Source organism: Paenibacillus sp. GL_099_B (assembly GCF_057835695.1).
On record NZ_CM174430.1, the window covers coordinates 2277707 to 2290469 of the forward strand.

At 48.9% G+C, this 12763-nt stretch carries 7 protein-coding genes; all 7 read left to right on the forward strand.

Annotated features, from left to right (window positions below; genetic code table 11):
• Positions 1 to 236: 236 nt before the first annotated feature.
• A complete protein-coding gene (locus AC3ITG_RS10760) occupies positions 237 to 1091 on the forward strand; it encodes an ABC transporter permease (RefSeq protein ID WP_413379565.1) in 855 nt (284 codons plus the stop codon).
• A 15-nt stretch (positions 1092 to 1106) separates the two neighbouring features.
• Positions 1107 to 2006 carry a carbohydrate ABC transporter permease gene (locus tag AC3ITG_RS10765; RefSeq protein ID WP_489253701.1) on the forward strand — a complete coding sequence of 300 codons (900 nt, stop codon included), beginning with the start codon at positions 1107 to 1109 and terminating at the stop codon, positions 2004 to 2006.
• Between the two features lie 97 nt (positions 2007 to 2103).
• Positions 2104 to 3747, forward strand: a complete 1644-nt coding sequence (locus AC3ITG_RS10770; protein ID WP_413377206.1) for an extracellular solute-binding protein — start codon at positions 2104 to 2106, stop codon at positions 3745 to 3747.
• 113 nt (positions 3748 to 3860) lie between these two features.
• Positions 3861 to 5624 carry a right-handed parallel beta-helix repeat-containing protein gene (locus AC3ITG_RS10775; protein ID WP_489253702.1) on the forward strand — a complete coding sequence of 588 codons (1764 nt, stop codon included), beginning with the start codon at positions 3861 to 3863 and terminating at the stop codon, positions 5622 to 5624.
• A 29-nt stretch (positions 5625 to 5653) separates the two neighbouring features.
• Positions 5654 to 8029 carry a glycoside hydrolase family 95 protein gene (locus AC3ITG_RS10780; RefSeq protein ID WP_489253703.1) on the forward strand — a complete coding sequence of 792 codons (2376 nt, stop codon included), beginning with the start codon at positions 5654 to 5656 and terminating at the stop codon, positions 8027 to 8029.
• A 132-nt stretch (positions 8030 to 8161) separates the two neighbouring features.
• Positions 8162 to 10204: an alpha-galactosidase gene (locus AC3ITG_RS10785; RefSeq protein ID WP_489253704.1), complete on the forward strand. Its 2043-nt coding sequence runs from the start codon at positions 8162 to 8164 to the stop codon at positions 10202 to 10204.
• A 153-nt stretch (positions 10205 to 10357) separates the two neighbouring features.
• Positions 10358 to 12688, forward strand: a complete 2331-nt coding sequence (locus tag AC3ITG_RS10790; protein WP_489253705.1) for a glycoside hydrolase family 95 protein — start codon at positions 10358 to 10360, stop codon at positions 12686 to 12688.
• The last annotated feature ends 75 nt before the right edge of the window (positions 12689 to 12763 follow it).

Sequence of the window (12763 nt, forward strand, 5' to 3'; positions counted from 1 at the left end):
GGATAACTGTACGTGTAACGGCGCAGGTGTACCTGTTTATGGGACATCAAAATCGACTATGATCAGAATCAAGAAAGCGCTATCATAATTTGCGCACCGCAGACAGCTGGTAAGGGGGGATTGTTCTGGAGAAGGAAATCGTATTTAATCACAAGACATCAACACAGTCGAAGGGACCTGGCTTTCTGACCAATGCCCGCAAAAGAATGATGAAGCACTGGCAGTTACATCTACTGGTGATTCCGCCCTTGCTATTTTTTCTCATCTTCAAGTATTATCCGATGATCAATGCGGTTCTTGCTTTTAAGGACTATAACGTCATCAAGGGAATATGGGGAAGTGATTGGGTTGGTTTTCAAAACTTTCGTCTATTCTTTGAGAACCCATTATTCTGGACCCTGGTGAAGAACACTATTTTGCTAAGCGGCTATTTAGTGTTGGCCGGATTTCCAATTCCGATTGTGCTCGCACTCATGATTAACGAGGTACGAGGAGCCAAGTTCAAGAAATTCGTCCAACTCGTATCCTTTGCCCCCTATTTCATCTCAACGGTCGTGATGGTGTCCATGATTATGCTGTTCCTGGCACCACGGCTCGGATTTGTAAACATCGCACTGAACTTCTTTGGGCTGGATTCCGTGAATTTTCTGGGTGAGCCGGGCATGTTCCGCTCGATCTACGTCTGGTCCGACATTTGGCAGACTGCGGGCTACAGTGCGGTTATTTATTTGGCAGCACTTGCCGGAATCGATCCCACATTGTACGAAGCGGCCAAAGTCGATGGAGCCTCGCGTTTTCAAAAAATCCGTCACGTGGATCTGCCAGGGCTGGTGCCAACCATTGTTATCATTTTGATCCTGAATGTCGGAAATGTCATGGCGATTGGCTTTGAGAAAGTCTACCTGCTACAAAATCCGCTCAATCTGGCTAATTCTGAAATCATTGCAACCTATGTCTACCGAGTCGGCCTGTTGAATGCCAACTATAGCTTTGCAACTGCCGTAGGGCTGTTCAACTCACTGATCAATCTGGTCTTACTGGTTACGGTGAATGGTTTGGCGAAGAGAGTTACTAAGAATAGCATTTGGTAGGAAAGGAGTTCACCTATGGCTGCAATCGTTCAAACAAAGATTAAAGAGTCCGCCGTGGACAAAACGTTTCTGATTACAATCTACATTTTGCTCAGTATCGTGGCGCTGGTGGTCATTTACCCACTGATATTTATCGTCAGCAGCTCAATCAGCAGCCCGGCAGCAGTAACTTCCGGTCGGGTATGGCTCTGGCCCGTAGATATTTCCTTCAACGGTTACAAGGCATTATTTAATACACCTGAGATTCTAATCGGCTACGGTAACTCCATTTTCTATACGGTCGCCGGTACCCTGATCAGTGTAGTGCTGACCATCATGATTGCCTATCCGTTGTCACGCAAAACCTTTTTCGGCAGGAACACCCTGATGATGATCATTACCTTCACCATGATTTTCAGTGGTGGGCTGATTCCGACCTATATGGTGGTGAAGCAGCTTCATCTGATTGATACTCGCTGGGCGTTACTGATCCCGAATGCAATCTGGGTATGGCAAGTTATTATTGCTCGCTCGTTCTTTCAATCTTCTATTCCGGGGGAGCTTCTGGAAGCCAGTGAAATTGACGGCTGTAGTGATATGCGATTTATCTGGAGTGTTGTACTCCCGTTATCGAAGCCAATCATCGCCGTGCTGGTTCTCATGTATGCTGTGGGGCAGTGGAATGCGTACTTTGATGCCCTGATCTACCTCAAATCGGCAGACCTGTTCCCGCTGCAACTCATCTTGCGAAGTATCATCATTCAAAATAACGGTTCGGGTGCCATGGACGTCGCGAAAATGGTGGAAAGACAGCAGCTTACCGAACTGTTAAAATATTCGTTAATTGTGGTCGCCACTTTGCCTGTACTTGTCATCTATCCATTTGTACAGCGTCATTTTGTACAGGGGATGCTGGTCGGTTCTGTTAAAGGTTGATCCTTAGATTCGGTGTATGGAGAAAGAAGATATAGACAGTTCATACGCAAGGTACCATCGTCTCAACTGGTAAACTACAAAAAGGGAGTGATCAGATTTGAAGAAAAGTATGGTAACGTTATTGATGCTTGTAGTGGCATTCACAGTTGTCATGAGCGGGTGTTCCAATGGCAGCTCGTCTACTGCACAACAGGGGAGCTCGGAAGAGGGCGGCAAGGTGAATATCAGCGTGTTCGCGGTTCAGGACTCTAGCATTGATATTCCGACCAATAAATTCACTGCATTTGTGGAAGACAAATTCAATATCAAATTCAATTGGGAGATCAACCCATCGGATGGAGCCAAGGAAAAGCGGCAAATCTCGCTGGCAAGCGGCGACTACCCTGATGCCTATCTGCTGACCCACTATATAGACCAATTCTCTCAGGCAGATCTGCTGAAGTATGGCAAGCAGGGTGTGCTCGTTCCTTTGAACGATCTCATTGATCAATACGCTCCTAACATCAAAGCAGCTATGGAGAAGAACCCTAATTTGAAAACGCTTAATACAGCGCCTGATGGCAATATCTATGGACTTGTTGCGTATACGGAATGTTTCCACTGCTCCTACCCGAGCAAGATGTGGATTAATACTGATTGGCTGAAAAAGCTGAATCTGGAAATGCCAAAGACTACCGAAGAATTCAAAAACGTGCTGCAAGCATTTAAAACGCAGGACCCGAACGGAAACGGCAAAGCAGACGAGGTGCCGCTGAGTGGTTCCATAGAGGAGTTCGGCGTACGGATTATTCCGTTCCTGATGAATGCATTTGTCTATGATGATGACCGAAACTATCTGCAAATGGAAAATGGAAAAGTTCAATCTGCGGCAATTACACCAGAATGGAAAGAAGGACTGACTTACATCAAGTCCCTCTTTGACGCAGGTCTGATTGACCCTGGTGCATTCACACAAAACGCAGAAGCGTTCAAAAAAATCGGTGAAAATGCAGATGCTGAAATTTTGGGTGCCGGTGCAGCCATGCATCCAGCGATCTTCGTAAACATCGATGAAGGCAATACTCGCTCGGCGCACTATAACCCGCTGGCACCGATTTCTGGACCACAGGGTGTGTCCTATGCGACGCATGATGCGGGCGGTGTATCTCCAGGAGCGAAATTTGTAATCACGAATAAGGCGAGTGAAGAAGCACAGATTGCCCTGATCAAAATGGTTGACTACATGTTCACACCAGAAGGCCAAACGAACGGTGCAAGCGGTATGAAGGGGATTGACTGGACTGACCCGGTGGATGGTGATGTGGCACTGGGTAAAGACGTTAAACCTGTAGTGAAACAAATCCCTATGGCTGAAGGTGAGGCACCACGTAATGCGGGCTGGAGCGGTATGGCTCACTTCTATATGCCAAAAGAATATCGTGATACCTTCGTTCAAGGCACAGATATTTATGCATCCAATGGTTATGAGCGTAGATTATATGACGCATCGCTGTTGTACGAAGGGCATGAGCCGAAAGAGCTGTTCCCTATCTGGTCCGTCTGGATTGATCCAAACGAAATTGACGAAGCCAGCTTGCTGCAAACCAATATCAGAAACTACATTGAGCAAAATGAATTGCAATTCATTACAGGCAACAAGGATTTGAATAAGGACTGGGACGCTTATGTGAAAGGTTTACAGAACCTGAAGCTCGATCGTTATCTGGAAATTTTGCAAAAAGCATATGACACTAGCAAGTAATTAACAGCGATATCTGAATCAGGTGCCTATGATGTACCGGCACCTGATTTTTCTTGTATTTAGGCAGAAGAGAAGTATGATGATGGAGTATATGTGATGATAGAGGATAAGCAATGAATGCGTTACATACCAAGAAGGGGGGGATCAACATTCCTGTGACTGAACAAGAACATATCACGAATTCCACGACGATAAGACTGACGGATTATGGCGCTGTGCCGGACTCTGAGTTGGACACCCAGCCAGCCATGGCTCGTGCAATTCAGGCGGCGGCCGAAATCCCTGGTCCGGTGGTGCTGGACTGTGCGAGAGGAAGATATCATTTCTACCCGGAGGAGGCGATTCGTGCTCCTTATTATATCTCCAATACTACGAGTGAAGAAGAGAACCCAGACGTAACCAAGACCATTGCTATTTTGCTGAAAGGGATGAACGATGTAACACTGGAGGGAAACGGCTCCCTTTTTATTTTCCACGGCAAACAGACCCTGTTTCTGCTGGACCATTGCACGAATGTGGAGATTCGCAACCTGCGTACGGATTATCACCAGCCGACTGTGACCGAGATGACGATTATCTCAAGCGGAAAGCATTATTTCGATGCTCGGATTCACCCCGATTCCCGTTATCAGATTCTGGACAACAAGCTAACCTGGCTCGGTGAAGGCTGGAGTTTTGCGAAGGGTCCCATGCAAACCTATGATCCATTGCGGAATACAACCTGGCGAATCGACAATTGGCTGGAATTGGCCCAATCTGTGGAAGAGCTTGAGCCCATGACCATCCGTTTGCATTTTGATTTTCAACCTGATGTGGTCCCTGGTTATGTACTACAAAACCGCGATGGCATTCGTGATCAAGTTGGAGCTTTTATGACCGAATGCTCCGATATAACGTGGAGAGACGTGAGTCTGCATTTTCTGCACGGACTCGGGGTCGTCGGACAGTTCAGCACAAATCTGACCTTCTCACGGATGAACCTGGCTCCCCGCACCGAAACGGAACGTACGGTTGCCGGCTTTGCGGATTTTCTGCACATGTCCAGCTGCAGAGGCAAGGTTGCCGTAAGGGACAGCTATTTTTCCGGTTCGCATGATGATCCTGTCAATGTCCACGGTACCTATTTACGAATTGTAGATCAGCCGGCAGTGGATTGTGTGAAGGTTCGATTCATGCATCCCCAGACGTATGGGCTTCCGGCGTTTTATCCTGGTGATGAGATCGAATTTGTCCGTTCCGGTTCGTTGACGGCCTACGCCTCCAACAATGTGGTTGCGGTTGAGCGTTTAAGTGCTCGTGAGCTCTTGCTCACTCTTGCTCATCCGGTACCGGACGGTATTGGCAGCCATGATGTCATTGAGAATGTAACCTGGACACCAGAAGTGGAAATTACAAATAATCATTTTGCCCGAGTGCCAACACGAGGCATACTCATAACGACTCGTCGGAAAGTGCTGATTACCGGGAATACGTTTGAACGCATGTCCATGAATGCTATTTTGATTGCGGTGGATGCCGTTTCCTGGTATGAGTCCGGAAGGGTAGAGGATGTGACGATCACCGATAACCATTTTATTGAATGTGGCGGCAGTGAGCATCCCGTGATATTCATATCCCCGGAGAATGTGGTGGTTGATGAGAGCGCTCCCGTCCACCGACAGGTCGTTATCCTGAATAACCATTTCGAAACTTGTAGTGATGCCCCGATTCTAAGGGCCAAATCCACTTGTGGGTTGGTTTTCAAGTCGAATAAAATATGTTCCTCCAGCGAGACAGGAAAGTTATCCTGCGTTGAAGAAGCAGTCTATGCAACCGCCTGCAGCGAGGTTGACATTGTGGATAATACGTTTACTAATGTTCCAGAAGGAACTGACTAACAAATGAGAAATCATGAGGGAGAGTGCACATGAAACTTCAATATGACAAACCTGCACATGTATGGACGGAAGGGCTTCCCATAGGTAATGGCCGTCTGGGCGGCATGATTTTTGGTGGGGTGGAGCAGGAGAAAATCAGCTTGAATGAGGACACTCTGTGGTCTGGTTATCCGAAGAACGGCAGTAATCCTAGCGCAAAGGAGGCTCTGCCAAAGGTTCGCAAGCTGTTACAGGAGGAACGTTATACGGAAGCAGACACGCTGACCAAAGAGATGTTGGGTCCGTACACCCAGTCCTATCTGCCTTTGGGGGATTTACTCCTGCGTTTTGAGCACGGGGACATCTACCATTCCTACAAGCGGACGCTGGATGTAGAAAATGCAGTGCACAGCCTTGAATATCAGATTGGCCATGTTATATATACCCGTGAAATGTTTGCGTCGCATCCTGATCAGGTACTTGTACTGCGGCTGGCTGCAAGTGTGGAAGGTGCGCTGAATGTACACGCGTCACTGGATAGCCCGCTTCGGCATGCGACTAGTGTTAGGGAAGGCCGCTTTGTTCTGGAAGGAACAGCCCCGGAGAATGTAGATCCCAGCTACTTTGCAAGCGACGAGCCGATCCGATACGGTGACCCCGGAAATAACAAGGGCATGGTCTTTGAAGGACAGCTAGCGGTGAAGACAGAGGACGGACAGGTAACGGTGGATGGCAGTGGAATTCATGTATTGGGTGCGACAACGGCAACCTTTTATTTCAGTGCGGCTACAAGTTTTAATGGGATGGATGCCATTCCAGGAGTCGAGGGAAAAGATGCTTCCTTCACTGCAAGTTCATTTCTGAAGGAGGCGGTAGCCAAGCCATATGACAGCCTGCTTGACTCACATATTGCGGATTACCGTTTGCTCTTCGATCGGGTGAAGCTTCAGCTTGGGAATTCACCTGCTCCGGAGGAGATGTCCACTGAACAGCGGATTACGACCTATGGGGCGGAGGATCCGGGGCTTGTGGAACTTCTCTTTCATTATGGGCGCTACTTGCTGATCTCAAGCTCCCGTCCGGGAACGCAGGCTGCAAATCTTCAGGGCATATGGAATGCAGTAACTCGTCCTCCCTGGAGCAGCAATTACACGCTGAATATTAACACCGAAATGAACTATTGGCCGGCTGAAATATGCAATTTGGCTGAATGCCATGAGCCATTGCTGGACTTGATCAGCAATTTGGCGAAGAAGGGCGTTGAGACCGCACAGGTCAACTATGGCACCCGCGGCTGGACCACGCATCATAACACGGATATCTGGGGACAGACGGCACCGGTAGGCAATTATGGTGACGGTGATCCAAGCTGGGCCTTCTGGCCGATGGGAGGTATTTGGCTGACCCAGCATTTATGGGAGCATTATGCCTTCAGCGGAGATGAGACGTATTTGCGGAATTCCGCTTATCCAGTGATGAAGGAAGCTGCGCTGTTCGCTCTGGATTGGCTCATTGACGATGGTAGCGGTCACCTTGTGACTTCACCTTCGACTTCGCCGGAGCATAAATTCCGAACAGCGGAAGGTGTAGCAGCGGTCAGTCCGGGTTCAACCATGGATATCTCATTAATCTGGGAGTTGTTCACCAACTGTATTGAAGCCTCGGAGATTCTTGGAACGGACCCGGATTTCAGAAAAGAACTGGTGAGCATCCGCGAACGTCTTCTGCCGCTGCAAGTCGGAAAATATGGCCAATTGCAGGAGTGGTCGAAGGACTATGAGGATGAGGACATTTACCACCGGCATACCTCGCATCTGGTAGGTGTGTATCCGGGTCGACAGCTTTCGGACGAAGAGACACCAGAGTTGTTTGTCGCCGCCAGAACCTCACTTGAGCGGCGGGGAGACGAAAGCACGGGTTGGAGCCTGGGATGGCGTGTTGCGCTTTGGAGTCGTTTCAGAGAAGGAAATCGTTCCCTGCGTCTGCTCTCCAACATGCTACGCCTGGTCAGAGATGGAGCGTCAGAGCAATACAACCATGGCGGTGTATATCCGAATCTTCTGGGCGCACATCCTCCGTTTCAGATCGACGGCAACTTCGCCGCCTCTGCCGGGATTGCCGAAATGCTGTTGCAATCTCACCGTCCTTATATGGAACTGCTTCCTGCACTGCCAGATGCTTGGCAGCAGGGCAGCGTTTCCGGCCTGCGTGCCCGAGGCGGCTTTGAGGTCAGTATCCGGTGGGACAAAGGACAACTCGCAGAAGCTCACATCACTTCACACCTGGGCCGGGACTGCGTGCTTAGAGGTGAAGGTCCAGTTGTGGTAACTCTTGACGGCAACGTGGTTAAGACGGAGGACATCGATTTAAATATCATAAGCTTCCCTACATCTGCAGGACGTACCTACTGGGTTAAGTTGAGTTAAATCGCGTTATGGATCGGAAGATCGTTGCATGGAAAATGCTCTATTCGGTCTTTATAATGAGGGCAGACTTGGGCAGGAGAGACATAACCAGCTCCGCTCAGGGCACAGCATGCAACAATAAGGAGGCATATAATGCTAACTAGCGATACAGCCGTACAAGTGCAGCAACAGAATGTTAATCTTGTAAGCGTTACAAACGGGCATATGAGTCTGGAGATCAATCTTGAAAATGGTGAAGTGTCCTGCATCGGCAACCATTCTTCCCATGTGAAGGGCATTCGTAGTGCTTTTCGCTGGCAAGGTCGGGAATACAGCACGGATCATTATCAGAACCATGAGCTGAAGGCACAGGAAGATATTGTTCGAGAAGGTTTTGGAAAAGGCATCCGCTTGGTCGTTCTGCATAAAGCCTCGTTGCTGCCGCAACTGGAGCAGCATTTCTATATGTATGAATCCTCACCGTTTGTACTGGTGCAGACCGCTATAGTCGGTGATGAAGAGCTTAAGGCGAATCGCATGGCTGTCATCCAATCCAAAACCATATCACTCGGCGGAGATGAACCGAGTATTCTGCGTGTACCGTTTGACAACGATAAATGGGTCAGATATACGGTGGTTAAGCCGCCGCTTGATGTGGAGAGTTACGAGGCGACAGCCTTGTTCGCGCCCGACAGCCGCCGGGGAATTGTGATGGGTTCCCTTACGCACAAGGTATGGAAAACAGGGATTCGTATGCAAAGCGAAAAAAGCGGACATATCGAGGGACTTGATCTGTACGGCGGTGCCGTGAGTGAATTGACTCGCGATTCCCAGCCTCATGGTTATGTGAAGGGAAAAAGAGTTGAATCTCCCCTGGTATTCATCGGGTTCTATGAAGACTACCGTGAAGGTCTTGAAGCCTACGGTCAGGCTAATACCTGGATTGAGGCTCAATTACCTTGGGAGGGCGGTGTCCCGATCGGATGGAACAGCTGGTCTGCGGCCATGAGTGATCTGGACTATGATCTGTATACAGCGACCAGCGATTTTCTAAAAAATGAAGTACAGCCGCTTGGATTCGAGAATGAGGATACGTTATACATCAACTTTGATGCTTTCTGGGACAATTTTACGCCGGAAGAGATGAAGAGTGCACTGGACCGGGTGCGGCAAAATGGACATAGAGCGGGAACGTACTGGACCCCATTTGCCTTCTGGGGAGGGCCTGATCAGTTCGGTCAGGCAGTCGAAGGAACGAACGGCAAATACACCTATGGAGACATTCTGCTGCGTGACAGTGAGGGAGAAATCCTGCCGGATGTAGACGGTGGTCTGGCAATTGACCCGACACATCCTGGCAACCTGCAAAGAATCGACTGGTTCACGGACAAATTCATCTCAGAAGGCTTCGAATATATCAAGCTGGATTTCTTGGCACATGGTTCGCTGGAAGGACAGCACCACAATTCGGATATTACAACAGGGATTGCGGCTTATCACTATGGGATGTCTTATTTGCAACATAAGCTCTCGCCAGAAGTAATCGGACGGCCATTTTTCATTAACTTGTCCATCGCTCCATTATTTCCATATGCTTTTGCCCACAGCCGCCGTATTTCCTGTGATGTCTTCGGTACACTTTCGGATACGGAATATCTGCTGAACTCGTTGACACACGGTTGGTGGATGAGCAATACGCTCTATCGCTACAATGATCCTGATCATTCCGTGTTATACAAGAGCTTCAACCAGGAAGCTACTGGCTGGAATGAAGGACGTAGCCGTCTGACTGCTTCAGTCATTGCCGGTACGGTGCTTCTACTCGGGGATGACTTCCGCAAAGAGGATGCTGCCGAACGAGCAAGAGAGTGGCTTGGTAACAAGGATATTTTGAACGTTGCTCGTATGGGCAAAACCTTCCGTCCAGTTGAAGGCGATTTTGGGAAGCTGTCTTCTGACGTGTTTGTTCTTGAATCGCCGGAAGAGAAGAGTTTCTATCTCGCCGTCTTCAACTTTGATGCTGCACAGGCTGCAGTTAAATCCATCTCGCTGGAGCGGGCCGGGCTAAACGCCAATGCCATATACAGTTTGCAAGATCTGTGGGAAGGTTCGCAAGGGGAAACGTCTGGAGAGCTTACTGTCTCGCTGGAACCGGCGGAATCCAAAACCTTCAGATTGACCGTGAAAGGAAACTGACTGGGAGAAATGACAACCCAGAGCTGTGATCGGTTTTAGGATATAAAAACAAAGTCAAACGCGCGCTTTTGTCTCTCACAGATCGCGCGTTTGTCTATTTTGGGGAATGAGTCTATCTCTAAAGATAATCATTATTGGACTGGAGGACATGATATGAACGATTTTACTTTGTGGTATTCAACCCCTGCAGCGGATTGGTCTCAAGGCCTGCCGCTGGGCAATGGAAGAATAGGGGCGGTTGTTATGGCGTCATCGCATCGAGAAGTATGGAGTATGAGCGAGGTCACCTACTGGTCGGGTCGGATTGACCCGGAGCACCCTTCCGAAGGAGGCAAGGCTGCACTGGAAGAGATGCGTGGTTATTTCTTCGCTGGCGATTATGATGGAGGGGATCGTCTTGCCAAACAGCATTTACAGCCAAAGAAACGTAATTTCGGCACCCATCTTGGATTATGTGATGTTGTTATTGATTTTGGGAAGAAGAACTCGGGTTCTGATGAAGCTGGAAGCTTCCAACGTGAGCTGGATCTGACTCATGCGCTGGCCGGGGCTTTCTGGAAGGATGACGACATCACGATTCTTCGTGAAGTTTTCGCTTCTCACGCCGATGATATAGTGGCCTCCCGAATTTGGAGCGATTCTCCGGGTGGCGTATCCTTTACACTTGGCTTGCAGGCAGGCACGGAATCATTCAAGGTTGTAGCCTTAGATGACAACACGCTTGAATTCCAAGGGCAGGCAACGGAAGATGTACATAGTGATGGGACTTGCGGCGTATGGGCCAAGGGTTTGGTCAAGTTGGTTATATCCGGGGGGACCATCGCAAGTAGAGATGGTCGATTGAACGTGACCGGAGCGGATGAGGCATGGATTTATTTTAGTGTAAGTACGGATTATCGTCGTTCAGATCAGGATTGGGAAACGGAGAACGAGTATACGCTGTTGAAGGCTTTAAACAAGGGGTATGCCTTGCTGAGGGAGGATCATATTCGCGATTACAGCGAGCAATATGACAAGGTAGATATTCAGTTGGGGGTCAAGGGGAAATCCGGTCTGGCTACAGATCAGCGTATTCGTTTGTTGGAACAGGGTGATGGGGATGAAGATCCGCAGCTGTTCGCATTATTTCTTCAATATGGACGGTATCTGACCATTGCGGGCTCTCGCGAGAACTCTCCGCTGCCACTCCATCTCCAGGGAATCTGGAATGATGGTGAAGCATGCCGAATGGGCTGGAGCTGTGATTATCACCTTGATGTGAATACCCAGATGAATTATTACCCCACAGAGATTACGAATCTCGGAGAGAGCCATCTTCCGTTATTTCGGTATGTTGAGGATCTGGCACAGGCGGGCAGAGAAACGGCTCACAATGTATATGGATGCGACGGATGGGTCGCTCATGTCTTCTCCAATGTATGGGGCTTTACGTTGCCTGGATGGGAGACCTCGTGGGGGCTGAACGTTACGGGCGGATTATGGCTGGCTACACACCTGATTGAGCATTATGAGTACAGTCAGGATCATGTTTTCCTTGAGAATGTAGCCTATCCTGTACTTAAAGAATCCGCGGCCTTCTATCTGGACTACATGTGTGAGCATCCTCAGAACGGTTGGTTGGTGACGGGTCCTTCCAATTCGCCGGAGAATCATTTCTATTCCGGTAATTCGAGAGATGGGGCACAGCAGCTGTCCATGGGAACAACAATGGACCAGATGCTGGTGCGCAGGCTCTTCGAATTTTGTCTCACTTCAGTAAGGCTTTTGAACAAAGACGAGGAACTGGGACGCAAGCTGGAAGATGCAATCAGCAAGCTTCCACCTCTACAGATCGGCAAGAAAGGCCAGTTACAGGAGTGGCTGGAGGATTATGAGGAGGTGCAGCCGGAGCATCGGCATTTGTCTCATATGTATGCGCTGTATCCGGACAGTCAGATTACACCTGACCGTACACCGGAACTCAGTGCGGCAGCACGAGTAACGCTGGAGAACCGCATGGTTCAGGAAGAGCTAGAGGATGTTGAATTTACAGCTGCTTTGTTTGGACTGGGTTTTGCAAGATTGCATGATGGGGAGACGGCTTATAAACACCTCTCACACTTGATCGGTAGCCTGTGCTTCGATAATCTGTTCACCTATTCCAAATCCGGCATTGCTGGAGCAGAGAGTAATATTTTCGTCGTTGATGGAAATTTCGGCGGTACAGCTGTCGTAGCGGAGATGCTCCTGCAAAGTTATGCGGGCGAAATTTACCTCCTCCCAGCGCTGCCACAGGCATGGAGCACTGGCTCAATAACCGGGCTGAGGGCAAAAGGGAATGCCGAGGTTGACATCGTCTGGGAGAATGGAAAGCTGACATCTACGAACATTCACACCTTCTCGCCGGGAACGTTCACCATTTGTTGGGGCAAACAAAGAACGATCCTTCATGCCGAAGCAGGCCAAAGTTACTATTTCAATAGCGAGCTGGAGTTGGTAAAATAACGATCTATACTTGAAAATAACTTTCATTTATATGGACCATGGTCCCACGGGGGGAAAAACATATAATAGAGACAG

What these genes read in the sequence shown, in the direction of transcription:
- AC3ITG_RS10765 (WP_489253701.1), top strand. Translation starts at nt 1,107, where the DNA reads ATGGCTGCAATCGTTCAAACAAAGATTAAAGAGTCCGCCGTGGACAAA.
- AC3ITG_RS10785 (WP_489253704.1), top strand. Translation starts at nt 8,162, where the DNA reads ATGCTAACTAGCGATACAGCCGTACAAGTGCAGCAACAGAATGTTAAT.
- AC3ITG_RS10780 (WP_489253703.1), top strand. Translation starts at nt 5,654, where the DNA reads ATGAAACTTCAATATGACAAACCTGCACATGTATGGACGGAAGGGCTT.
- AC3ITG_RS10775 (WP_489253702.1), top strand. Translation starts at nt 3,861, where the DNA reads ATGAATGCGTTACATACCAAGAAGGGGGGGATCAACATTCCTGTGACT.
- AC3ITG_RS10790 (WP_489253705.1), top strand. Translation starts at nt 10,358, where the DNA reads ATGAACGATTTTACTTTGTGGTATTCAACCCCTGCAGCGGATTGGTCT.